Annotated in this window: 22 protein-coding genes, 1 tRNA gene and 1 pseudogene; 9 read left to right on the top strand and 15 right to left on the bottom strand. The window is 39.3% G+C overall.

All coding sequences use genetic code 11. The features are described 5' to 3' along the window. Nucleotides 1–39: 39 nt before the first annotated feature. From IO68_RS31650 to IO68_RS34340, 3 genes and pseudogenes are all read right to left on the bottom strand, one after another. Nucleotides 40–405, bottom strand: a complete 366-nt coding sequence (locus IO68_RS31650) for an endonuclease domain-containing protein (protein ID WP_023014181.1) — start codon at nt 403–405, stop codon at nt 40–42. 137 nt (nt 406–542) lie between these two features. Then, nucleotides 543–1,559: a molecular chaperone DnaJ gene (locus IO68_RS31645; RefSeq protein WP_031234934.1), complete on the bottom strand. Its 1,017-nt coding sequence runs from the start codon at nt 1,557–1,559 to the stop codon at nt 543–545. 107 nt (nt 1,560–1,666) lie between these two features. Beyond that, nucleotides 1,667–3,360, bottom strand: a pseudogene (locus IO68_RS34340) (diguanylate cyclase). Nucleotides 3,361–3,793: 433 nt separating this feature from the next. On the opposite strand from IO68_RS34340, the gene IO68_RS31635 reads away from it, so the two are divergent. The 3 genes from IO68_RS31635 (at nt 3,794) to IO68_RS31625 (ending at nt 6,664) form a co-directional block, all read left to right on the top strand. Next, nucleotides 3,794–4,981, top strand: a complete 1,188-nt coding sequence (locus IO68_RS31635) for an ammonium transporter (protein WP_023014178.1) — start codon at nt 3,794–3,796, stop codon at nt 4,979–4,981. Nucleotides 4,982–5,097: 116 nt separating this feature from the next. Beyond that, nucleotides 5,098–5,814, top strand: a complete 717-nt coding sequence (locus IO68_RS31630) for a phosphatase PAP2 family protein (RefSeq protein WP_023014177.1) — start codon at nt 5,098–5,100, stop codon at nt 5,812–5,814. A 46-nt stretch (nt 5,815–5,860) separates the two neighbouring features. Next, the gene (locus tag IO68_RS31625) at nt 5,861–6,664 is read left to right on the top strand and encodes a hypothetical protein (RefSeq protein ID WP_023014176.1); all 804 of its coding nucleotides are present in this window, start codon (nt 5,861–5,863) and stop codon (nt 6,662–6,664) included. Nucleotides 6,665–6,690: 26 nt separating this feature from the next. Here the strand turns inward: IO68_RS31625 and IO68_RS31620 are convergent, their stop codons facing one another. The 5 genes from IO68_RS31620 to IO68_RS31600 form a co-directional block, all read right to left on the bottom strand. Further along, nucleotides 6,691–8,028, bottom strand: coding sequence for a sensor histidine kinase (locus IO68_RS31620; protein ID WP_023014175.1), 1,338 nt, complete (start codon nt 8,026–8,028; stop codon nt 6,691–6,693). 5 nt (nt 8,029–8,033) lie between these two features. After that, entirely contained in the window at nt 8,034–8,711 is a 678-nt protein-coding gene (locus tag IO68_RS31615) for a DNA-binding response regulator PmrA (RefSeq protein ID WP_023014174.1), read from the bottom strand. 13 nt (nt 8,712–8,724) lie between these two features. Continuing rightward, on the bottom strand, nt 8,725–10,365 hold the full coding sequence (locus IO68_RS31610) for a phosphoethanolamine transferase (RefSeq protein WP_023014173.1): 1,641 nt from the start codon (nt 10,363–10,365) through the stop codon (nt 8,725–8,727). A 306-nt stretch (nt 10,366–10,671) separates the two neighbouring features. After that, nucleotides 10,672–11,778, bottom strand: coding sequence for a porin (locus tag IO68_RS31605; protein ID WP_004877036.1), 1,107 nt, complete (start codon nt 11,776–11,778; stop codon nt 10,672–10,674). A 331-nt stretch (nt 11,779–12,109) separates the two neighbouring features. Next, nucleotides 12,110–13,402, bottom strand: a complete 1,293-nt coding sequence (locus IO68_RS31600; protein WP_023014172.1) for an MFS transporter — start codon at nt 13,400–13,402, stop codon at nt 12,110–12,112. A 145-nt stretch (nt 13,403–13,547) separates the two neighbouring features. Between IO68_RS31600 and IO68_RS31595 the strand changes: the two genes are divergently transcribed. From IO68_RS31595 to IO68_RS31580, 4 genes are all read left to right on the top strand, one after another. Then, complete coding sequence (locus IO68_RS31595; protein WP_023014171.1) at nt 13,548–14,174, top strand: lysophospholipid acyltransferase family protein; 627 nt, start codon at nt 13,548–13,550, stop codon at nt 14,172–14,174. Nucleotides 14,175–14,237: 63 nt separating this feature from the next. Next, the gene (locus tag IO68_RS31590) at nt 14,238–15,155 is read left to right on the top strand and encodes a patatin-like phospholipase family protein (RefSeq protein ID WP_023014170.1); all 918 of its coding nucleotides are present in this window, start codon (nt 14,238–14,240) and stop codon (nt 15,153–15,155) included. A 99-nt stretch (nt 15,156–15,254) separates the two neighbouring features. Next, nucleotides 15,255–15,716 (top strand): NfeD family protein, encoded by a 462-nt coding sequence (locus IO68_RS31585; protein ID WP_004877046.1) that lies wholly within the window; start codon nt 15,255–15,257, stop codon nt 15,714–15,716. Between the two features lie 18 nt (nt 15,717–15,734). Beyond that, complete coding sequence (locus tag IO68_RS31580) at nt 15,735–16,583, top strand: SPFH domain-containing protein (RefSeq protein ID WP_004877049.1); 849 nt, start codon at nt 15,735–15,737, stop codon at nt 16,581–16,583. Nucleotides 16,584–16,666: 83 nt separating this feature from the next. On the opposite strand, the gene IO68_RS31575 is transcribed toward IO68_RS31580, so the two are convergent. The 3 genes from IO68_RS31575 to prpF form a co-directional block, all read right to left on the bottom strand. Then, complete coding sequence (locus tag IO68_RS31575) at nt 16,667–16,957, bottom strand: DUF3817 domain-containing protein (protein ID WP_004877052.1); 291 nt, start codon at nt 16,955–16,957, stop codon at nt 16,667–16,669. A 13-nt stretch (nt 16,958–16,970) separates the two neighbouring features. Beyond that, nucleotides 16,971–17,882 carry a polyprenyl synthetase family protein gene (locus IO68_RS31570; protein WP_004877054.1) on the bottom strand — a complete coding sequence of 304 codons (912 nt, stop codon included), beginning with the start codon at nt 17,880–17,882 and terminating at the stop codon, nt 16,971–16,973. Nucleotides 17,883–18,040: 158 nt separating this feature from the next. Further along, complete coding sequence (gene prpF, locus IO68_RS31565) at nt 18,041–19,228, bottom strand: 2-methylaconitate cis-trans isomerase PrpF (RefSeq protein ID WP_023014169.1); 1,188 nt, start codon at nt 19,226–19,228, stop codon at nt 18,041–18,043. 370 nt (nt 19,229–19,598) lie between these two features. On the opposite strand from prpF, the gene IO68_RS31560 reads away from it, so the two are divergent. Next, the gene (locus tag IO68_RS31560) at nt 19,599–20,957 is read left to right on the top strand and encodes an amino acid permease (protein ID WP_031234933.1); all 1,359 of its coding nucleotides are present in this window, start codon (nt 19,599–19,601) and stop codon (nt 20,955–20,957) included. A 69-nt stretch (nt 20,958–21,026) separates the two neighbouring features. Further along, nucleotides 21,027–21,102, top strand: a tRNA-Arg gene (locus IO68_RS31555). 199 nt (nt 21,103–21,301) lie between these two features. On the opposite strand, the gene IO68_RS31550 is transcribed toward IO68_RS31555, so the two are convergent. From IO68_RS31550 to IO68_RS31535, 4 genes are all read right to left on the bottom strand, one after another. Beyond that, nucleotides 21,302–22,111, bottom strand: a complete 810-nt coding sequence (locus tag IO68_RS31550; RefSeq protein WP_023014167.1) for a metal-dependent hydrolase — start codon at nt 22,109–22,111, stop codon at nt 21,302–21,304. A gap of 314 nt (nt 22,112–22,425) precedes the next feature. Then, the gene (locus IO68_RS31545) at nt 22,426–22,980 is read right to left on the bottom strand and encodes a phosphatase PAP2 family protein (protein WP_023014166.1); all 555 of its coding nucleotides are present in this window, start codon (nt 22,978–22,980) and stop codon (nt 22,426–22,428) included. Between the two features lie 199 nt (nt 22,981–23,179). Next, entirely contained in the window at nt 23,180–24,289 is a 1,110-nt protein-coding gene (locus IO68_RS31540) for a porin (RefSeq protein ID WP_023014165.1), read from the bottom strand. A gap of 142 nt (nt 24,290–24,431) precedes the next feature. Further along, nucleotides 24,432–25,769 (bottom strand): CitMHS family transporter, encoded by a 1,338-nt coding sequence (locus IO68_RS31535; RefSeq protein WP_023014164.1) that lies wholly within the window; start codon nt 25,767–25,769, stop codon nt 24,432–24,434. Between the last annotated feature and the right edge of the window lie 123 nt (nt 25,770–25,892).

Genomic DNA, 25,892 nt, shown 5'->3' with positions numbered 1-25,892 from the left:
AGCAGTGCTACTCATCCCATAGGGAGAGGGAATTTTCCATTATTGATTTTCTTTCAACGCACAACAAACTTGCCATAAGTTTTCTAAAACCATATCCATCCTACTCAACACATCATGATTCCAATACCGTACTACTCTTAAATCTAAAGCCTCTAAAAACTTAGTTCGTTCAGCATCATATTCAATCGCATCTTCAGTACCATGCTGACTACCATCCAGCTCAATGACCAAACCCAACTCATGACAGTAAAAATCTACAATATAGGGAGCAATCACATGCTGTCTGCGAAATTTAAGATTCATAAATCGCTTAGCACGAAGTAGTTGCCACATGAGGTGTTCTGCATCTGTAGGATTGCTTCGCATAGTTTTGGCAAATTCCAGTAGTTTTGGGTCTAGTTTCATTTTTTTATTATTACCTCTCCCTAGCCCTCTCCTTAAAGGAGAGGGAATCTCATCTAATTACACACCACCATAAAATCAATTGCTACTCCCTCTCCCTATGGGATGAGAAGCACTGCTTCGCAAGGGAGTGAGGAAAATTAAAGCGCCCCATGCTCCAATAACATCTCCACCCCACTCACCTTTTTCATATGCTTTAAACGCTCTTTTTCCCATTTCAACTGCTGCTTTAACTCAGCACAATCCGCATCTATCGCTTTATACACATCACTAATATGCAGATGCTCAGCTTTTACCTTTTTCGCCAACTGAAATGAATCCAAAATCTCATCAATTTGACTTTCAAGCTGCTGACTCTGTGCATCCAAAGCCAGTTTATAAAACCTCACTTGCTCCGCTGATAACGCTTTCGCGCCAACACCTTTATTCTGTTCAAGCTGTAACTGCATTTTCAGCAAATAAAACAAATCCTGCTGTTCATAAGCCTGACTTGCTTGTTGGAACAACTCGGTTTTTTCTGCTTTCTTGCTCTCGTCTTGCTCACGGTCAGGATGAATCATCGCGGCAATTTTTAAATACACCGTTTTCAGTGACTGGGCTGCCATCTGCTCCGCTTGTTCCCGTTTCTGCTGCTGTCTTTGCTGTTTAGCGTGTTCTCGTGCTAGTTGCTGCTCGGCTGCATGTTGTTCAAAGTCATCTTCATACGATGTTATTTGCTCATCACGTTCAAGCTGATCGACTTTTACTTGCTGCACTTTTTTGCTTTTCTTGGCGGACTGCTGTGCATGTTGCTGATAAAAAGTATCAATCTGATCGACTTGTTGCTGCTGTTCGTTGGAGAGCATTTTGGAATGTTTCAACATGCGCGCACGTTGGGCAATGCTTTCATCCAACTGCTGCATATCTGCTTTGGAAAATTCATGACTGTGTAACATATCCCAAAGCTGTTGCAACTGCTGAAATAGAACAGCATGGAGTTCACTATAAATAGGTAGAAGTTTTTGCCGTGTATGTTGCTGAATTTCGTCTTGGGCATTTTGCCATATAGCAAGGCTAATTTTTTGCTGTTCAATTTTATCAATCAGGCGATTCAGTTTTTTCTGCTGTGGAGACTGTTCTGCCCCTTGCTGCATGCTGACTTTAAGATCAAAGGACATCACACATCTACCTGAAAAAGAAAAAGTGTAGCAATAATCAAAGGCCAAAAGTAGCACTCAGGCCTTTGAACAGCTAGGCAAATCGATCTGAAAAAGCAAAGGAACAACTAAGCAAGACAATCCGTAGCATCAGTAATTAAAGAAATTACCCGATTACGCCCCTGCTGTTTCGCCCGATATAAGCACTGGTCGGCACGGCGAATAGCATCGTTCATATCCGCATCATCCACCTGAGCCAGACTGACCCCAATACTAAGACTGACGGGATGATTGTCGATAATGGATTCTTGTTCAATCGCGCTACGGATTTTCTCCGCCAAGTGCATCGCCCCCTCAAGCGTTGTTGCAGGCAATAATGCAATAAATTCCTCACCCCCAAACGCGCCACAAAGTCAGTAATACGTAGCGTCGTCGGTAAAATCTCAGCTACACGTTGCAACACTTGATCGCCCACCTCATGCCCAAAGCTATCATTCACCTTTTTGAAAAAGTCGATATCCATCAACAGTACTGCATAGGTCTGTTCAGTACGTGACATTTGGGTAAATAAATAGCTCAAATAATCATTAAAAGCACGACGATTATGCAAGCCAGTCAAAGCATCGTAACGAGCAATGTGCTCCAATTCGACATTGGCTACTTGTAACTCATGTGTGCGTTCAGCCACTTTCTGTTCCAGTGTGGCATTGGCATCCAGCAGTTGATGCTTTTGAGTGAGCAAGGTATCAGTCATACTTTGTAAAGAATGTGACAAACCTTTTATTTCGCGAATACTGGTCTGGGTTGCAAAGCGAATATCTTCTTGCCCCTTTTCGACTGCATGGGCTGACTGCGCCAAAGTTTCAATTGGACGACTAAAACGATTCGCTAATTTATAGGTCATCAATAACAATAACAGCGACAAGATAAAGCCGATCGCCAAGATTTTATGTTGCAGTGATTTCACTTCAGCTAAGGCAATCGACATCGGCTGACGAATAATGACATGCCAACCTAAATTCATCTGGGTCTGTGAAAGCACAGGCACGTCAGTGGTTAAATATTGTTGATCTTCGCTCCAATTATCTACAAAATAATTGGCTTTATGTTTTTTAGAAACAGGAGGTTGTACTTGTCCGATACTCTTAAACGGATACAGAATTTCACCCTGCTGATTCACAATAAAGACTTCAATGCCACGTTGTGCAGCATTTTCAGACAGTGAACTGCTCAATACATGACTTGCCCAACTCCAGTCGGCATGCGCCGCCAATACCCCTTTGAGTTTCTTGGTATACGGATCATAAATGGGAGTGGCAAAATCAATGAAACGCATTGGTTCATTGGGGTTAATAGCTTTAATTTTCTTCGCCAGTAAAACCGCTTTATGCACATCGCCCAAATAGACTTGCTTGGAACCATGAATGAACCACGGGCGTTCCGATACATCCGCGCCTTGTAAGAGATGATCAGCAGCAACGGCAACTTGTCCGTCAGGATCAGCAATCCCAATCCAAGCATAATATTTATAAGATGTTTTAACTTGATCGAGTTGTTGTTGCACTCTTGGATTTTGAAAATCGGCTTCAGCAAAAAACGGCGACTGACTTAATAGCACCATCTCCCGTTCACGTTCTGTGAGGGAGTTTGCCAAGGTATTGCTGATACTTTTTGCCGCAATATATAAGGTTTGCCCACTACTTTTGCTCATTTGAGCCGAGGCAGTCTTACCTATGTATAAGGTAATACAGAGTCCTAAGATAAAAGACATCCCTGCAAATAAAATCAGGAGTCGATTACGAAAGGAATCTATACGAAACATATCATTTTCACCTTAAAGCAAACTGCTTTTTAAGGTTCGCAATATATCAGATATCCTTTATTAATTATTAAGCTTAAATACCTAATAGCCTTGAAAATTCAATCATTCCGATAGAAATAGACTTTGGTTCTAGTACTATCCTTGCCACAAAAAAATGGCATTCTTATCAAGGTTCAGACAAGGATAACGACCGTTTTCTTTTTTAGCTCTACAATATCCATAAAGCTGTGCTATTTTTAAGCAAAATGCACCACTTTTCACCAAAACTCACAATTAAATTCTAAATTGGTGCGTTTTTTGCATAATAATTTCCATTAAATTGAGTTGTATTCGTATAACTTGAGTTTTTAGATTTACTAAATCTATTTTGGTGCAAAAAACGAATCAAACATTTACACCAAGACCAGATTTAGCACTTTTTTTGAGCACCACTATGCAAAACGTAGATTTATTTTTCTTACTGCTCGGTGCAGTACTGGTATTGGCAATGCATGCTGGCTTTGCATTCTTGGAACTTGGCACAGTACGCCATAAAAACCAAGTCAATGCTCTCAGCAAAATCCTCACAGACTTTGCGATTTCAGCAATCGCATACTTCTTTGTGGGGTATTGGATTGCATATGGACAAAACTTTTTCCATATGGGGGCTGTCCTCGCAGAAGATCATGGCTATAACTTGATGCGCTGCTTCTTCTTGCTGACATTTGCTGCTGCGATCCCTGCCATCGTTTCGGGAGGCATTGCTGAACGCGCGAAAATGCGTCCACAAGCTATCGCAACCTTGCTGTTAGTTGCACTGATTTATCCATTCTATGAAGGCATGATCTGGAACGGTAACTATGGTGTACAAACATGGTTAGAAAGCACATTCGGCGCAAGTTTCCATGACTTTGCTGGCTCTGTCGTTGTACATGCAATGGGTGGATGGATTGCTTTAGCAGCCGTCATTTTACTCGGTGCTCGTCATGGTCGTTATAAGAAAGATGGTCGCGTCAGTGCGCATCCACCCTCATCAATTCCATTTCTCGCTTTAGGTTCATGGATTTTGATCGTAGGTTGGTTTGGCTTTAATGTGATGAGTGCGCAACGTGTTGAAGCGATTTCTGGATTGGTGGCAATCAACTCTTTAATGGCAATGGTTGGCGGTACTTTAGCAGCGAACTTTATGGGCAAAAATGACCCCGGTTTCTTACACAATGGCCCATTGGCTGGCTTAGTTGCAATCTGCGCAGGCTCAGACATTGTGCATCCAATTGGTGCATTATTGATTGGTGGCGTTGCGGGTGCACTATTTGTTTACCTATTCACTTATACACAAAATAAATTAAAAGTGGATGATGTACTAGGTGTATGGCCATTACATGGCGTATGTGGTGCATTTGGTGGTATCGCTGCGGGTATTTTTGGTCAAGAAATGCTTGGAGGCTTAGGTGGGGTTTCGCTTATGTCTCAAATCATAGGTACAGGTTTAGGAATTACGATCGCACTTGTCGGTGGCTTTGTGGTGTATGGCATCTTGAAAGCAACTTTAGGTATCCGTCTTTCTCAAGAGGATGAATATCGTGGTGCTGACCTTTCCATTCATAAAATTTCAGCCAACTCCGAAGAGTCGATGTTCTAATTTTTCAGTAATTTAAAGCGGCTAAAAAGCCGCTTTTTTTATGCTTATTTAAGAGATGCTTAAGATTAGAACAGTTTAATAAAAAATATATTGTCTTCATTTGAATTGTGCCGCCTATGCACCTGAAAACACCTTTTTTTATACAGATGAGTTTTCTTCTGCTAATTAGTTTTTTCATTTTACTCTGGGTTTTTCCTGTGGGTGGATCAATTGACTTATATCTCATCCAACCGTGGGTCGGTACGTTTGGAGACTTTGCGCTCAAAGGTGATTGGTATTTGGCAAAGCTAAATCATAGCTATGTAAAACAGATCATTACCGTTGTGTATGTGACCTTTTTTATTTTATGGGCACTGTCTTTTAAAGTCGAAAAATTCAAAGCGAAACGTTGGCAATATGGCTATATGTTTTGGGTCAGCATGCTATGTACTTGTATCGTTGGCTTTATGAAAGCGCATTCGGCTCACGCCTGCCCTTGGGCAATGACACATGAAACTGCGACAGGATTTGTATGGGATTTTTCGGCTACCGCAGGCCATTGTTTCCCAGGTGGGCATGCAAGTACTGGCTTTGCACTCATTACAGGCTATTTCGTTTATCGATTCGATCAAAAAGGTCGTGCATGGTTTTACTTATTTGCGAGTGTCATTTTAGGCTTTGCAATGGGATGGGCACAAATGATGCGTGGTGCGCATTTCTTAAGTCATAATCTTTGGACGGGATGGATCTGCCTTGCAATTAACTTTGTTGTTTATGCAATCACCTACAAACGCCATCTTGCAAATAGTACGACCATTTCCATACCTCAATCTAAGCTTGATGTGGTAAAGTGACCTCCTAATGGAACGGTTATAATCACTTAGGTATAGTTTGTTGCGAATGGATGACTTTCAAGAATTTCTAGAAACCGCTTTAGTTACTCAGCAAGAATCAATTAAAGCGTACACCTTAGACTCTGGCAAAGTCTGGTTAAAGAAAGCGTCTGAACGTCATGGTTTATGGTTATACACGCCTCTAAAATGGTTGGCCAAAATTTTTAACTTGGGTGCAATCATGCCTGTTCCGAATCAAGGTGGTTCGGCAGCGATTCAATGTGAATACAATCGTATCCAACAACTCAAAGCATTGGGAGTATCAACCCCAAATGTTCTTGCGCTTTCCAAAAAAGGCATACTCTTAGAAGATCTCGGTTCGCAACGTCAAAGTAAGGTAAAGCAATTAGACCAATCCTTAGCACGTTGTAAAGATGATGTTGCAGCCAAGTTAAGCTTGTTTACTCAAGCGATTCAAGCCATCCAGCATGTACATTTGCAAGGTGGATATTTAAGTGAAGCTTTTGCTCGCAACATTCTGGTAGACAAAGATACTCATTTTAGTTTTATTGATTTTGAAACAGATCCAGCATCTGTGCTAAGCCTACATGATTGCTATGTTCGAGATTGGTTGTTGTATATTTTCTCTACTGCTTATCACTTCGAGTTTGAACAGCTTTCTGAAGCCAGTCAAATTCTATATCGAGCATTACTCGCAGAGCCGCAAGTCTATAAAGACATTTGCAAAGTGGGTAAGCGCTTAAATTGGGTTTTACGTTTAAATGTCAGTCGTGTTGGCAATGATGGCAAACGCATCCAAAAATGCGTGCTGTTTTTACGCTATTTAAGAGAACATGGCGAAGTTAAATGATGATCACATATTAACTTGCTAGCAACTTATCCGTGACGCTCAAGCTTTTTAGGCAGACGAACAATTACAGATAATCCCCCCAAATCAATACTGCGTCCCAATTGCAATGTTCCGCCCAGTCGTTGAGTCGCTTTGTCAACAATAGAAAGTCCTAAACCACTACCCACTTCAAGATGATGATGAACACGGTAAAAGCGCTTTAAAACTTTGTCATAGTTTTCAGGAGCAATTCCTGAACCACTGTCTTCGATTTGAATACAAGCATAATCCTCATTCTCGTTATAAACTGAAATGTTAATGATGCCCTGACTTGGCGTGTATTTGATTGCATTATCAATCAGATTGAAAATGATTGAATGCACCGTTGACTCAAGACTTTGCATCTCAATCACATCATTTCGTTCAAAGCCAAGATCAATTTCTTTCTGCATAGCGAGATTGACCAGTTGCTCAACACAGTTCAACGCAACATCATTCAAACGGAATAGCGTATTTGGCTCGATCAACATCAAACCGACATCTTGTTTTGCCAAAGCCAAAAGTTGAGTGACCAAATGCTGAATACGTGCTAGACCTTTACTTAGATTTTTTAAGGACTCATGTTCTGGAAACTGACTCATCAAAATCTTAGTTTGTAGATTCAACGCAGTTACAGGCGTGCGAAGTTCGTGTGCTGCATCTGCAATAAACTGCTTTTGTTCCGCCTGAGCATGTTGAATTCGCTCGAACAGATGGTTCATTTCCTCAATGGTTGGGATGAGTTCTTGAGGATATTCCTGACTATCAATCGGTGCTAAACCATCTGAATCACGTTGCTGTAATTCTGCTTTAAAATCATCCAACGGTTTGAGACTTAGGCTAATAATAAAAGCCAAGATAATAATCGCAAATGGCAGTAGCAGCACATAAGGAATAAACATACTTCCTGCAAGTTCCCATGCAAAGCTTTTGCGGACTTGCTCCTGTTGACTAACTTGGATTTGATAATCTTTTAGTGGAATAACATAAACGCGCCATTTGCCTTGTGGTGTTTCTTGAGTATAGAAACCTGCCTGTTGTACAGGTGGAATCAGCAAATGGGTTTGATGCCATAAATGGCTTTGATCCTTATACGCCCAGATATCGACGAGTAGGTCTTCTTCATGATAGGTGCGATGCAACTCAACCTTACTTGCAACGGGCGTTAGAGGCTGAGTTGTTGAACGTTCTGCCATATATTGCATTTGCGTATCAAGAATTTCATCTACTTCATGCAAGGCAATTTTATAAGCAGTAAAAATCAATAAACATCCAAGCAATAAACTAAAGATTGATGTGCCCCAAATGAGCCGTTTTTTTAGCGAATATTGCTTGGGTGTTTTCATAAGTCTTAGGGTTGTCCCAGTCGATAGCCTAATCCACGAATCGTACGAATGAAGTCTTTACCTAATTTTGCACGCAAATGGTGGACATACACTTCAATTGTATTACTCGTGACTTCACTATCAAAATCATACAACTTATCTTCAAGATTTGCTTTGGAAAAAATCTTATTGGGATGCGTTACCATTGGAATAAGAAGCGCCCACTCACGATTTGACAACTCGATTTGCTGACCTTTAAAAGTTGCTAAATGCTGTTCGACATCCAAGACTAAATCGCCACTTTTTAACAGTTGTGAATTATTTTTTAACTGCGTCATCGCTGTATTGCCACGGCGTAACAATGCATTGATACGGGCAAGTAATTCATCAAACTCATAAGGTTTAATCAAATAGTCATCTGCTCCCTGATTTAAACCCTCAACACGATTTTGCAGTTGGTCTCGCGCCGAAATAATCAACACAGGCAATGCGCTACGTTGACGAATTTGACGCAAAATCTGCATACCATCCATCAATGGCAAACCAAGATCGAGTAACACCAAATCAAAATCTTGCTTTGATAAAAGCGTTAATCCATCTACACCGTTATTGACCCATTCCACGTCAAATTGATGATATCGCAATAACGTCAATGTCGACTCTGCAATCATAAAATCATCTTCGATCATCAAGATTTTGGTCATGATTTCATCTCACTTATGGATTTGAGCATGTAGCTAACATGTCATTTTTAGGGTCAATTACTTTGGTTTTTACGTCTAACAAACTCAACATCGTCGGGAATAAGTTATCTTGACTTAATTCCTTTTGACGTTGTTGCGACAAACAACTCATTTGTTTCTGCGCCTGTTGTTTCCACGTATCAGAGAACCACATTAACATCGGCACATGTGTTTGCTGAGATGGTGCAATTGCATAAGGCGCGCCATGTAAATACATGCCACTTTCACCCGTCGACTCACCATGATCAGACAAATACCACAAACCTGTTTCGTATTGGGTTGCTGTCTTTAGGGTTTCAATTAAAGAATCTAAAACATAATCCGTGTAGAGCAAAGTATTGTCGTAACTATTTAATAATTCATCACGAGAACAACCTTGAATCGCATTGGTATCACAGGTTGGTTTAAAGACTTTATATTGCGGTGGAACGCGTTTGTAATATGCAGGCCCATGACTTCCCATCTGATGTAATACCACTAAATGCGGACGTGTATCATCCTTCGGAATCGTCGCTAAGTATGCTTTTAAACTATCAATTAAAATATCATCAAAACATTCTTCATCTTTACACCATTTCTTTTGAATGGGCTCTGGAATTTTGAACTCTTCAACACGGTCACACGTTCCTTTACAACCAGAATTGTTATCAATCCATGTCACTTGATACCCAGCTCGCTTCGCAATATCTAGCAATCCTTCGCGATGATTTGCTAGACTTTCGTCATAATCTTCGCGTGGCATACCTGAGAACATACACGGTACTGAAACTGCCGTTGCCGTTCCACATGAACTCACTTGAGAAAAATTGATAATGTCTTGTTTCGATAATTTAGGGTTGGTGTTCTTGCTATAGCCATTTAAAGAGAAATTTTCTGCACGCGCAGTTTCACCGACGACTAGAACCATTAATTTAGGCAACTTGGATGCATCAGTTTTTTGCATCGTTGCATCTTCACCATAGGTTACGAGCGGAAGATTTTCTTTAGGTGCTTTCTTTTTATAATAAGACGCAAAAGATGCAATCATATTTTGTGGTGAGATCATACCTTTCAAATCACGATTTTCACGGAAGATTGCTGCAAAATCAACATAGAAAACAAAAAGCAGACCACCTACCATTGCTAAAGAAACAACAGAAGCAATTACTTTCTTGAGCAACTGACCAACGATAGGTTCAGATTTTAGTTTTACCATTAAGATCGCAATGATTGGTAAAACCGTCATCCCTAAAGTCCAGACAACCAAATGCCAAGACCAAGTATCACGCGCCTCTGCCATATCTGTTTGCATCAGATTTTGCACTTGATCAGAAGTAATCAAGACACCTAAAGTGCTCACTGCATATGAAGCAAATCCACCGATAAAAACCAGTGCAATTGCTATTGGTTTAGCCGTCCACTTCCAGTTGAATAACTGAAAAATAAAGTTATACAGTGCAACAACAACCAAAACCGAAGCCGCAACAAATAGACCTGCTTTGATGCCTGTATAGGGAGTAAGGGATTGAAGCTTTTCATAAAAAGCGATATTCAGAAAAACCCCTAACCAAATTGCGAGCAATAAGTTAAAAGTAAGCAGTGAAATCGGCCTGATCTTGAGTTTTTGTAGCAGCATAATCATCACAATCTAAAAAGAAAATTCTTAGCTTCGCTAAGATAAAAATTGAAACTTAAAAATGACTTAAACTAAATACTTGATGTTTCACAATACTGCTAATTGAACGCTAAAACTCGTATCATGACGCTAAAAATTATTTATATGAAAACAATAATTTCCTTATACCCGATCATTCCAAACATCGTATTATTTTATTGTTAACAAGCCATCCAGTGGATAAGGCGATTATAGTGTAATGAAGAAAAATTGAAATAAAAAAACACCCTATAAGCAGCGCTTAAGGGTGTTGTTTTAAGCTAAGTATTAGAACTTGAACTCTAAACCTAAACCTGCAACAGGTTGCTTGTCTTTCTTACTTGCTTGTTCAAGTGTCAAATAACCTGCATAACCATAAGTTTTAACTTGTTTGTTAAAAGCATAATCTGCACCAGCGATAATTTGCTTCGCTTTAAAATCAGATGAGTTATCTTTAAAGCTCGTATCATTTTGGCTGTACTGACCTTTTACCGTCCAGTTTTTCGCTTGAGGAATATTATATTCAGCGCCGATTAACCAACCTTGCGCATCATCAATATTTTCAGAACCTGCATCATTTCCAGCGACAGCTTCTACTTCGGACGTTTGGTACATTGCTTTTAACGCCAAACCATCAATTGGATTCACACGACCAATGGCACGAACAGTATTCGCTGCTGCGAATAAAGATCCACCACCAATTTCAGGTTCAGCAGCATTTAACATGCCACGTCCTAAGAAATTACTTGGAATTGCTTTGTCATAAGCTAAAGCTGCCACAACCATTGGGTTTTCATATACAACAGAAGCAGACCATGCATCACCTAAACCACGACCAGAAACTTTAGCTCCACCGCTAGTTTTCTTAATCCCAGAAGATTCACCTGTTGCCAGTAATGCGTTGAATTTGAAACCACCATCTAAAAGTTTCACTGCTGGTGATTCATATACAACCACATTATCAATACGGTTTTCGCCTGTGAAGATCCCTGTTACATCCGCTTTATTTGCGACATAGTTATTGAAGGTATCTACGACGCTTGATAATTGTTTCAATGGCGTATCATGCTTACCGATTTTAACAGTACCCAATTGACTGTCTTTTAAACCCACATAACGGTTACGTTGAGTCCAGTCACTACTATCACCATCAGCACTAAAACCCCATTCAGCAGCATATACAGCGCTTAAACGGTCAGTCAGTTTTTCATCACCCTTTACGCCGATAAACGAACTGTTTGAACTAATTTCCCAAACATCTTTATTCGATTTAGTTGCATTTTTTTCTGGTAAATAGTCAACGCTAGCATCAATCTCACCGTAGATTGTTGGCGCTGCAAAAGTTGATGTTGCAAGTAAACTGAGCACTGCTGCTGTTACAATTTTGATTTTCATTGTTGACATCCTAGTTAATTTGTAACAAATCCTACACATTAACTTTATATGACAAAACAATTAAAATCTTATTTATTTATTCTATTTTCGACTAAAGTTTAATTTTTATACACGATAATCATTTACTGTAAAAAATAAAAAATATTCAATAATATTATTTATTATCAATATCTTATAAAAACAACCATTTCTTTAATTTAAGGTGATTCAAATCTTGGTAGGCAATTTTTTGATTTTATTGAAATAGGATCTTCATCTCTTTTTATCCATGTATACATCTGTTCAATATTTCAACTTATAACAACAAAAAAATTAATTTTGTAATAAATATCTAATGTGGTCTTGCCTTTTTCAACCAGTAATAAATCGGCCATAAGCAAATCACTGCGATCATACAAATCACAGTTAAATAACGAGTGTACCCTAGCCAATCCCCTATTACCCCACTCATTAAATAAAGTAAACCACTGATCGTCGCCATCACAGAAACCTGAAAAGTAAAATCTGTGCCTGCAAAGTTTTTACGGCTGTATTGCATCACTAAAGTCAGCATCACGACCAAAAGCATTGCCGAACATGCATCTTCAAATGCATTGACAGCATACAACCACATCGGCGCAATCGGAGATTGATGCTCAAATGCATAAGCAAGATAACCGTAAGCGATAAGACTGAATATTTTTAATATCGAAAATAAAATCAAAGCCGATGATCTAGAAAGATATCTGAGTAATAGTCCTGCTATACCTGCACCAATCAATGCTGCGATTGCCCCAAGCATGGTAATGTAAATTCCGATTTGCGAAAAACTTAGCCCCATATCGACCATTAACGGTTTTAATAGTGGCCCTGCAAGCCCATCAGCAATTTTGAAGCTGATTAATACCATTAACCAAGCTTTTAACTCTACAGATGAACTAAAGTAAGCAAGATATTGTCGAACTGCCTGAAGTAGTGATGTCTGTATTTTTGCAATATCAGTAGAAGCTTTAGGATGAACAGGTTCTTTATAAAATAAGATCGCTAATGTATTTAAAAACACAATCCCAGCCAGTAATAGAAAAGTTGCTTGCCATTGCAACCAGTCCAGACTCCACAACACAGCACCACCACCGACAATAAAGCCAAGTCTTGAACCAATTACTTGGAAAGTATTGCCCCAATGTTGTTGATCAATTTTAAGTAAATTAACTGCCAAACCATCTGTTGCGATATCTTGCGTTGCGCCTGTTAAATTGCTCAATAGCAATAGAACAAAAAAGATCAACAAGTAACTTGGTTGATCCAAAGCTTGAATGGGGAAAAATGAAAGTAAAATTAGAATCAAAACACTGCAAAGCTGCATTGGAATAATCCAGCTTCGATAATGCCCAATATAAACACTCCCATTTCTTTCCCTACCGAAAACGGATGGATAAGGTATGGCATAACGATCAACATAGGCAGCCCAAAATATTTTGATTGACCACGGCAGCATCAACAAGCCAAAACCGCCGATATGTGCCAGTGAAACACCTTGCGCTCTTAAAATGACCGGCAAAGCATGAGTCATAAAGCCGACAGGTAGACCTTGAGCCCAATACAGTGAAAATAATAAGACATAAACTTGCCGTAAATTAGGCATGTATCAATTTCCTCGACAAGTGCTTAGTAAGTTCAAAAGTATCTAATCCTCTCAAAATCTTGACGATATTTTCTCATTTTTTGCCAATGCAGAGTATCTCATCAGCGTTTAAGATAATTATAGTTGTCATTATTTAGCTTTACTTATGCCACAACATTTTCCAGATTTACCACCATTAGTTCCCCAACGTGGAACTCATTATAGTCGGGCTTTGTGTAAAAAAATCTTTTTAAGCCAAAGCTGGAAAGTTGTGGGTGATATTCCAAACCTACCTAAAGCAGTCGCAATTATTTCACCACACACCTCAAATATCGATGGGTGGTATGGTTTTCTAGCGATTGGTGGCTTAGGGTTAAAAATAACAGTTCTAGGCAAAGATACGTTATTTAAACCACCTTTCAAACCACTTTTAGACTGGGCTGGACTGATTCCTGTTCACCGTGACAGTACCAATGGGCTAACGGAGCAAGTTGTCGCAACCATTCAAAAATATGATCGAATTTGGGTGGGTATGGCACCTGAAGGAACACGTAAAAAAGCAGAGAAAATGAAAAGTGGTTTCTACCATATTGCTCATGCAGCGGGTATTCCAATCGTGATGTTCTCTTTCGATTACGACCATAAAACGATTTATAGCTTAGGGGCTTTTACCCCAACAGGTCACTATCAACAAGATTTAGAAAAAATTATGAGTCTTTATGAAGGTCATTTTTCGCCGAAAAACCCACATTGGCTGGCTGAACCATTACAAAAACTTGTGAAAAAAAACTAGAAAGTTAAGGGCAAATCTGATCTGATGTGCCCATCTCCTCTGTCTATTTTATCTTCAACTGTTATGAAAATTGCTCGACTTTCTTGTTTGGCACTGCTTAGCCTTGCTTTATTCGGCTGTGATCAAGCAACGAAAAAAACACCGCCCACAACGACATTAAAAGCACGTGAACCAGTGATTGCACTGGCTTTAGGTGGTGGTGGTGCGAAAGGGTTCTCTCACATTGGTGTGATCAAAGTATTAGAGTCCCACGGCATTAAAGCAAAAATCGTAACAGGCACGAGTGCGGGTAGCTTTGTCGGGAGCATTTATGCAAGTGGTCAAACACCGTATCAAATGCAAAATCTAGCGCTCAAACTCCAAGAGTCGGATATCCGCGATCTTACTTTGAATAGCCAAGGCTTCATCCTCGGACAAAAACTACAAAACTATGTCAATGCTCAGGTTGGTAATAAGCCGATTGAAAAATTTCCAATTCGTTTTGCAGCAGTAGCAACCCGATTAGATAATGGTAGAAAGGCTGAATTCATCAAAGGTAATGCAGGACAAGCAGTTAGAGCATCATGCAGTATCCCAAATGTATTTGTTCCAACCATGATTGGCAGCACCAAATACGTGGATGGTGGCTTAGTAAGTCCAATTCCTGTAAAAACGGCAAAAGATATGGGCGCTGATATTGTGATTGCTGTGGATATTTCAGCACGTCCAACGGGTGACAAACCACTGAGTATGTGGGGATTACTCGATCAAACCATTAATATTATGGGACAACAAAGTATTAATGAAGAACTCAACCAAGCGACGATTGTGATTCAACCTAAAGTCGGACATTTAGGTGTGCTCGACCTTAAATCAAGTAATGAAGCCATTCTAGAAGGTGAGAAAGCTGCGCAAGCAAAAATCACGGCAATTCAAAGCGCAATTACTAATTTTAAGAAATCTCCAGCAGCATTTAAACCTGCCCCAAGACCAAAATTCTAAAAAAACAATCTTTGTATATTCATAAAGATAATGATCTGATAGAGTGCAAGAGGTGAATATTTATTCACCTCTACTCACTTTAATCACACGAGCAAATCTATGGAATTTGTAGTTGAGCCTTGGCACTGGTTTGTATTAGGGATTTTACTCATTCTTTCAGAGTTAATTTTGCCAGCTTTTGCCGCTTTATGGTTTGGCATTGCAGCCGTTATGGTCTGCATTTTGTTGTGGCTTTTCCCGATGATGGGATTTACAACCCAAGTAATTACTTGGGGAATTTTATCTATTTTATGCACGATTCTTTGGTTTAAGTTTATAAAACCACTTTCAATCGATAAAACCAAAGCTGGTTTGTCTCGTGAATCAACCATTGGACAAGTTGGCATGGTCATCCATACTGGACTCGATCATGGTCAAATTATTGTACGCTTTCCGATGCCTGTCTTGGGTTCTGATGAATGGAACTGCCGTTCAACAGCCGAAGTAAAAGTTGGGGATCGCGTTCAAGTTATTGATATTTTGGGTAATGATTTAGTCGTTCAACCGCATAGCTCCGCATAAACACAAAGAGGGTTTTCAATGTCTGTCGGTACTATTGTTGTATTAGCGCTTTTCGCTTTTATTGGTACAACTATTTTTAAAGGGGTGCGTATTGTTCCCCAAGGTTATAAATGGATTGTACAACGCTTAGGTAAATACCATACTACCTTACGTCCAGGTCTTAACTTTGTCATTCCGTATATTGATGAAGTTGCTTATAAAATCACAACCAAAGATATTGTTTTAGATATCCCTTCTCAAGAAGTGATTACTCGTGACAATGCCGTCATTATTGCCAATGCTGTAGCGTATATTAATATCACGACACCAGAAAAAGCAGTGTACGGGATCGAGAACTATACTTGGGCAATTCAAAACCTTGTTCAAACTTCATTGCGTTCTATCGTAGGTGAAATGGACTTGGATGATGCACTTTCATCTCGTGATCACATCAAAGCTAAACTTAAAGCTGCCATTTCTGATGATATTTCAGACTGGGGGATTACCCTTAAAACAGTTGAAATTCAGGATATTCAACCATCACACACCATGCAGGCTGCGATGGAAGCACAAGCTGCTGCTGAACGTCAGCGTCGTGCGACTGTGACCAAAGCGGATGGTGAAAAACAAGCTGCGATTCTGGAAGCAGATGGTCGTCTTGAAGCATCTCGTCGTGATGCAGAAGCACAGGTTGTTCTTGCCGAGTCTTCACAACGTGCCATTGAAATGGTTACAAGTGCGGTAGGTGATAAAGAAATTCCAGTTGCTTACCTACTCGGTGAACAATACGTGAAAGCAATGCAAGATATGGCAAAATCAAACAATGCCAAGACTGTCGTACTCCCTGCCGATGTACTGAACACGATTCGCGGAATTATGGGACGTTAATTTTAATTATCGTTCTGTATGCAAAAAGCCATGGTTCTCCATGGCTTTTTTATTCTCTAGATTTTTAAATAAGTCGCTTTAATTTAATTCTGATCAGCAAGCTGCTTAATCTTACGATCAAATACAAATGGGCCAAATGGTAATACTGCCGCAATCAACCCCATATTAAAGACTGATAAAGACCATTTCATGCGATGACATACCACAAACAACATCACGAGGAATAACAGAAATAAGACACCGTGCCCCATACCAATATATTTTACGAAAATTGGATTTCCCCAAATATATTTAATTGGCATTGCGATGCCGAGTAAAAGTAAAAATGAAATACCTTCAAGTGTGCCAACAATACGTAAAGATTGAATATTCATAACATGCCTTAAATTAACTTTGACGTGCCAATAAGAATTGAGAGATTGCAGTGAGATCTTTTGCGTCTTCACCAAAGAATGCCAAAGCTTCAAAGGCTTGATCATGTAATGTTTGCGCATAAGCTTGTGCTTGCGCTAATCCCATTAACGCAGGATAGGTGGATTTTTGCACCTGCTCATCTTTACCCGCAGTTTTTCCAAGTGTTTCGGTGCTTGCCGTAATATCTAAAATGTCATCTTGAACTTGGAACGCTAAGCCAATACTTTGCCCAAACTGGCGTAGCTTTGGAATTGCTTGATCAGTTCCAGCGAAAACCGTGACTGCACCCATCATAATTGCCGCTTGGATTAATGCACCTGTTTTATTGCGATGGATATTTTCAAGTTCGGCTTGATCGACCTGTTTGCCTTCAGCTTGTAAATCCAAAACCTGTCCACAAACCATTTTTGAACTGGCTGTCGCTAAAATTTGCATCTGCTTTAGTACAATTGCAGGATCAGTGCCCTGCCCTTGTTCATCGAATAAACGGCTACCTAGAATCTCAAACGCCATGGATTGCAGAATATCACCCGCCAATAAAGCGGTATCTTCGCCAAAAGCAACGTGACAAGTCGGCTGACCACGACGCAGCAAGTCATTATCCATACAAGGCAAATCATCATGTGCCAGTGAATAACAATGAATCAATTCAACTGCAACCGCAGCACGTCGAGCAGCAGCAAAATGAGGATTTGGTTTTAATGCAGCTGCGGCATAACACAGTGCTGGACGGATTCTCTTCCCTCCCAACATCACTGCATGATGTACTGCGGCTTTTAAGGGTTCTGGAATCGAAAATGCAGCCAATGCTGTCAATAAATCTTGTTGAATACGTTGTTGAGCTTGTTTTAAAACATCCGCATTAACTTGAGAAATAGATGACACGATTGCCTCTGGAATTTAAATGGAAGAATAAATGACAGAACTTGCCAAAGTGGCGACATCATAACACTATTTATCTCACTAAATTGTGTTTGTATTTTTAATCCATTCAAAATAATAAAACCTCCTAAAAAGGAGGTTTTATCGACTATAAATCTTGATTAGAACGTATCACCTGGTACGCGTACCCAGCCTTCCATCAATACCCGCGCACTACGGCTCATAATGGCTTTTTTGACTGACCATTTGCCATCAATCAAGTCAGCCTGAGCGCCTACACGTAATGTTCCAGATGGATGACCAAAACGAACAGCTTCGCGTTCGCCACCGCCAGCAGCCAAATTAACGAGAGTTCCGGGAATCGCTGCTGCCGTTCCAATTGCAACCGCAGCTGTGCCCATCATGGCATGGTGTAATTTACCCATTGAAAGCGCACGAACCAGTAAATCAACATCTGTAGCGTCAACAGCTTTTCCACTTGAAGATGTATATGATTTTGGTTTTGAAACAAATGCAATTTTAGGTGTATGTTGACGCGCTGCTGCTTCAGAAATATCTTTAATCAAGCCCATTTGCACTGCGCCATAAGCACGAATTTTTTCAAAACGCGCTAATGCCGCCGAATCACCATTGATATGATCTTGTAATTCAGTACCTTGATAGCCAATATCTTCAGCATTCAAGAAAATCGTTGGAATACCTGCATTAATAAAGGTGGCTTGGAATGAACCAACTTCAGGCACATCAAGCTGATCGACGACATTGCCTGTAGGGAACATATCGCCACCCTCTTCGCCATCATCAGCAGGATCTAAAAATTCAATTTGAACTTCGGCTGCGGGAAATGTCACACCATCAAGCTCAAAATCACCTGTTTCTTGTACTTGCCCATTGGTTATTGGTACATGCGCGATAATGGTTTTTTGAATATTCTTCTGCCAAATACGCACCGTACAAATGCCATTTTCTGGAATACGATCAGCATCAACTAAACCATTAGAAATCGCAAATGAACCCACTGCAGCAGTTAAGTTACCGCAGTTTCCACTCCAGTCGACAAATGGCTGATCAATTGAAACTTGCCCAAAAAGATAGTCAACATCGTGTTCCGGCTGCGTGCTTTTTGCCAAAATCACCGTCTTACTGGTACTAGAGGTTGCACCGCCCATTCCATCAATTTGTTTACCATAAGGATCAGGACTGCCAATGACACGAAGTAAAAGTTGATCACGAGCTTTGCCTGCTACTTGTGCCGCTTCAGGTAAATCATCTAATTTGAAAAATACACCTTTACTTGTGCCACCACGCATATAGGTTGCAGGGACTTTAATTTGCGGTACTGAGCTCATGTCAATTTCATCCTTCTATCATGTACTTGGTGCAAGTAAATTTTGAGTCTAAATTACTGCACAGCAATCGAAAATGCCATACGACCAATTGATTTTAGATCATCGATCGTGAACAAAATATGTCTTTGATATTGAGTCTATTCTGTAAATTTAACAATGGCGTTTAAACGACTAAACAAGGTTAATTAAACAAAGCCCTCATTTAAGTGTATAAATAAAATACAGTCCTTAGTTTACTATTCACTCAAATATAAGATTTTAAATGAATTTTAAAAACAACTTTCCAGTCATAGCTCATCTGTACTTTTACTAGGCGAAAATCTTTCAATCTATTAGAATAATCCACTTATTCCTCGTCGAGCTCAGTCCTTTGAACAACGATTCTTCTAAACTTCAGCGTGGACTAAAAAACCGCCATATCCAACTCATCGCGATGGGTGGGGCTATTGGTACGGGCTTATTTTTAGGTTCTGCGCAAGTCATCCAGTCTGCTGGACCATCTATTATTTTGGGTTATGCGATTGGCGGCTTGATTGCTTTTCTAATCATGCGTCAACTCGGTGAAATGATCGTTGAAGAACCTGTAGCAGGTTCATTTAGCCATTTCGCTTATCAATATTGGGGTAAATTTCCTGGTTTCTTATCAGGTTGGAATTATTGGGTTTTATATATTCTCGTTGCCATGAGTGAGCTCACGGCGGTAGCGAAATATATCAACTACTGGTGGCCTCATATTGCGGCTTGGCAGTCAGTATTATTCTTCTTTGTCATCATTACTGCGATCAACCTCACCAATGTGAAATTCTACGGTGAATCTGAGTTTTGGTTAGCAATCATTAAAGTCACGGCTGTCGTTGCTATGATTCTTTTTGGTTTGTATTTATTGTTTACCGCAGATGCAAACTCAACAGCGTCATTTAGCAACTTATGGTCACACGGCGGTTTCTTCCCGAATGGCTTTGATGGGCTATTCTATATGCTTGCCTTCCTCATGTTCGCCTTTGGTGGTATTGAGCTAATTGGTATGGCAGCAGCTGAAGCGAATGATCCAAAGAAAACAATTCCAAAAGCGATTAACCAAGTTGTGGTTCGTATTTTGATTTTCTATGTCGGTTCACTCGCAATTTTATTATCGCTTGTGCCTTGGAATCAGCTTGATTTAGGTGGTTTAAACAAGAGCCCATTCGTGATGATCTTCAGTCAAATGGGGATTGGTTGGGCTGCGCATTTACTTAACTTTATTATTCTAACAGCTGCACTCTCGGTTTATAACAGTGGTATGTATGCAAATAGCCGTATGCTGTTTGGTTTAGCTGAACAAGGCAATGCACCGAAAGTTTTTGCGAAAGTAAATAAGCAAGGTGTTCCTGTACCAGCTGTCTTGCTTTCTGCATTATTGATCTTTGGTTGTGTGTTATTGAACTACTTTGTTCCAGAAGATGCTCTTGGTCATTTAATGTATATCGTGGTGGGTGCTCTAGTTCTGAACTGGGCAATGATCAGCTTAACGCACTTAAAATTCAAAGCAATGACGAAAGAGAAAGGTTTAAAAACCAGTTTCCCTGCGTTATGGTCCCCTTTGAGCAACTATTTAGTTTTAGCATTTATTGCAGTTGTTCTATACATCATGTGGCAGCAAGGCTTTAAAGAATCTGTACTGATGATTCCGATCTGGATTGTGCTCATGTTTATTTTATTTAATGTTTTAAATAAAAAGAAAACTGACTAAATAATTGATCGATTTATTAAAAAGTGATTGCTAAGGCAGTCACTTTTTTGTTTATAATCATTAAATTATGCGCTCATAGCTTAACTGGATAGAGCAGTTGCCTCCTAAGCGACCGACGTGGGTTCGAGTCCCGCTGAGCGCACCATTTTATCGTGTAAATTATTATTGACTCAAACAATCAAAAAGCAATTAACGAACCATTCAATACTTATCCTCTTGAATGGTTCAAAGGATAAAAGAGTAATTGCCTCCTAACTCCTTCTTAGAACCAACTTAGTATTGATGTCTTCAAAGCATCAAACAACAAAGTGAATAAACTCGTTTTTGAATGTAGTTTTAGTAAATTAATTCACCAACAATTCTCTTGCTTTACTCAACAAGTCTTGTTGGTCAATCTCCGAGGGATGGAAACTAACTTTATAAAATGCCAAATAATCAGGTAATAAACGCCACATCATTTGTGTTAGACCGACTAGCGTTTTCGCATTCTTTAAAATTTGTTTTGGCTGATACAGTGTATTTCTACGATCTTGCCATACTAGATGACTTGTCATAATTACAGTGCTGCTAATAAACCCTAAGGTAATGGTTCTCATGCTTCGACGGCGCTGAGCTAGATTATCAAAAACCTGTTGATATACATCAAATGCCACATGTTTATGTTCAATTTCTTCAACAGCATGCCAAAGCCAAAGATTTTTCATATTTTCAGATAAACCTTTGAACATAACATCAGGATACTTAAGCATATACCCCGCCATCATTGCCGTAAAATGTTCTAATGCAACGGTTGCAGCCAATTGGCGACGCTGGCTCAGCCCTCGCAAACGAATCATTTCCTGTTCATACGCTTTTTCAAATTTTTTTAGATGATATTCGCTGCTTTGCACCAGTTGATTGAATTGTTCATGGGCACGTGCATGATGTGCCTCTTGACCAATAAAACCTGAAATGTCTTTTTGAAGTTGTTCATCACTCACTTGATCACGCACATTACGAACGGTTTCCACAAAAAACCGCTCACCCTGTGGAAAGCTCATTGATAATGCTGTGAGAAAATGAGACATCAAAGTCGATTCAGTATAATGCGCTTCAATTTTCTCAGGTTTGAATTGCGTTTGACGCACAGTAATCGTATTCACTTGTTTTGACATCATGACTTTCCTTACTGATAAGACTTTGGCAAGCAAATATGATCCCGTCGTAGCATACTGGCGAATAAAGTCTCATATTTCGTATTATTAGCAATCACATAAACCATAAAAATTGCTAAAGAGAATCAGACTTAGTTCCAAATTAGAACTAAAAATAATTTATAGTCTAAACACGCATACTGTCAATATATTTTAGAGTATTAACTCCAAACAATCTAATCCAGACAATTCTGGACTATAGGATTTCCCCTGAAAAAATAGCAGAACTAAATTTCTAAAGATTTCAGTGATCACTCTCCGAATAATAAAAAGTCTTATTCAACCGCCAAATTGATTTTACGTCGTCTAAGCAATAAACCTTTGATGACATAATTGGTAGATACAACCAGTAAGAAACCAATCACAAAAGATCCAATAACATCGAAAGGAAAATGCACGCCAACATAAACTCTCGCCAAGCCAACAATCACACCAACAAATAGCCCCACAATACCAATCGCTCTATAACCAGCTATCAGATAAGTAAATGCAATCACGGCAATTGTGAGGGTATGCTGACTAGGAAAAGAAGAGCTTGCCCCGTGACCAATCAGCTTATGCCCCAAATCCAACTGAAACGGACGTGGATGGTGATAGAACATCTCAATCAGATCACTAAAAGCAATTGATAACAAAACGATAAATAAGGTTTTAGCAAACAATAAGCGATACGTTTTCCATTGAATAACCAATAGAAACACCAGAAAACTAATAAAAACAGTATTCAGGTCATTTGCGAGGAATATCATTACTTTATCAAAAGCTAATGAGTGTGTTGCAAAGGAGTTAACGCTATGGAATAAATAAATATTTAAATCTTCAAAGCTCATCAGCTTTATCCCTTTTCCCTAGGACGAGTTCATTGCTAACAATCTAGGTAAGAAAGATTAAAACTTTATGAATTTATAATATATTAATTTTCCTATTATTTTCTTACACCAAAATTTGTATTAAACATTGAAAAAATTACAAAATCTTTCCGTAAATAGAGCATATTTCCTCTATTTACGGAGATAAACAACTGTGCGCTTAAAACTTAAATTCTAACCCACTACCAACAACAGGCTGCTTATCTTTAGCATTTGCTTGTTCAAAGGTTGAATAACTAGCATATCCATATAGCTTCACTTGTTTGTTAAATGCGTAATCCGTACCAACCATTAACTGCTTCGCATCATAATCGGCATCGTTATTTTTAAAGCTCGTCGAGTTCTGACTATATTGGGCTTTAACAGTCCATTTCGCATGCTGAGCAAGTTTATACTCTGCACCAATTAACCAACCTTGTGAATCATCAATATTTGCTGCGCCTTGATCATTCCCCTGCTTGTCCGCAACTTTTGAATTTTGAAATAATGCTTTTAAAGTTAAGCCTTGCATCGGCTTCAAACGACCAATCAATCGAACCGTATTTGCCGCAGCAAAAACCTCATCCACCTGTGTTTCTCGATCTTTAGAATTCAGTAAACCATCTCCCAAGAAATCACTTGGAATCGCTTTGTCATAACCTAAACCAATCAAAAATAACGGATGCGTATAACTTACAGCAGCCGACCAAGCATCACCTAAACCACGGCCAGCAACATTAACACCACCATGCCCATCATCCTTTATACCTTGACCCTCACCAGATGCGAGCAATACTGTTGCTTCTAAGTTTCCACCATTCAAGTTGAACTCTGGTGAATCATACACCACAACATTATTGACCCGATTTTCACCCGGCATGATGCTGGTAATATCGGCTTTATTGCTGATGTAATTATTAAAGCTATCAACAGGACTTGATAGCTCTTTTAACGGTGTATTGTGTTTACCCAGCTTCACCGTACCAAAGCGCTCATCTTTCAAACCAACAAAACGATTGCGTTGCGACCAATCTGTTTTGTCTCCATCAGCGTAAAATGCCCACTCTGCTAAATAGACTGCACTTAAATGCTCTGATAATTTTTCTTCACCCTTGATTCCAAGATAAGAGCTATTACTATTTACTTTCCAAACATCATGATTGGCTGAATTTGCATTTATTTCAGGTAAATAATCTAAGCTTGCATCAATTTCTCCATAAAACTTTGGTGCAGCAAAGCTAGAACCTGTCGCAATACTTAAAATAGTTGCCAATGCAATTTTCATCTTCATTTGAGTCATCCTAACCATCTAAAAATTAAAAAGAGAAACTCCCTGCTGGTTAAAGCAGAAATAAAAAATGTGTATTAAATTGAACAGAGATACGGGTACTTTTACATTCTTAAATTATGCAAAAGTACCGTAATGATTTGAATTACATGCTATAAAATGGAAAAACACCGAACACTAATGCACTACCCATGAGTACACAGCATGTGATAAATGCCCACTTCAATGTAAATTTCTGATGATCGCCCATATCTACTGCAGCAAGACCGCAGAGCAAATAGGTTGAAGGTACTAAAGGAGATAGCAAATGAACTGGTTGTCCAATAATTGACGCTCGTGCAATCTCAACCGCAGGAATACCATAATGAGAAGCTGCTTCTGCTAAAATTGGCAACACACCAAAATAGAATGCATCATTAGACATAAAGAACGTCAAAGGCATACTTAATAGACCAGTAATTGGTGCTAAATAGGGTCCCATACTTGGTGGAATCACAGCAACGAAACCTTTAGACATTGCTTCAACCATACCCGTACCAGACAAGATACCAGTGAATACACCTGCCGCGAAAATTACACCAACAACAGCTAATACACTATCCGCATGCATTGCGATACGCTTCTTCTGCATATTCACACATGGATAGTTCACCACTAGAGCAATACAGAAACCAAGCATGAATAAGATCGACATCGGTAAAATCCCTTTTACCAAAGATGCCATCAATACCACAGTTAAAATACCGTTAAACCAACGCAGATGTGGACGCTGCGCCTCTGGGTCTTTAGAAATCGAAATATCATCCGCATGACTAATATCGATAAGCTCAACAACACCTAAACGTTTACGCTCATACATGCCATATAAATATGCTAAGAAGAATAACCAAGCAGCAGCAATCACCATCGATGGAATCATCGGAATAAAGACTTCACTCGCATCAACTTGCAATGCACTGGCAGCGCGGGCTGTTGGACCACCCCAAGGGGTTAAATTCATCACACCACTACACAGCAACATCAAACAAGTCATGATTAATGGATTCATCCCGACTCGCTTGTATAAAGGCATCATCGCCGCAACACAAATCATGTAGGTTGTTGAACCGTCACCATCTAAAGAGACCAGTAAAGTAAGGAAGACTGTCCCTAGAGTAATTTTAAGTGGATCACCTTTTACTTTCTTTAAGATCCATCTTACAGACGGGTCAAACAACCCTGTATCAATCATTAATGCAAAATATAAAATTGCAAACAGCAACATGACGCCAGTCGGAGCAAGTTTTTTAATACCATCAAGCATGGTATTTCCTAGTTCAGCTAATTGAATATGGCTCAAACTATCGAAATAAAAACCTAATCCCCAAGCAATGATTGCAAATAAAAATGGGATTAAAATTAATGCAACTAATGCACTAAGACGTTTCGACATAATCAAGTACATAAAGCACATGATCATGCTAATACCTAAAAAAGTAAGCATTTTAAGCAATCCTTAGCATAATATTTTGAGACTGGTTAATTCCTAACCCAGCCGAGATTCTATGCGATTTAAAATTAATTAATTCATTTAATTTAATTATAATAATCACAAAAACCATTCACA

Source organism: Acinetobacter sp. COS3, from assembly GCF_000475335.1.
In the GTDB taxonomy this organism is placed as follows: Bacteria; Pseudomonadota; Gammaproteobacteria; order Pseudomonadales; family Moraxellaceae; genus Acinetobacter; species Acinetobacter venetianus.
Note: the sequence above shows the minus strand (reverse complement) of the source record. Positions and strands in the feature narration are given on the sequence as shown.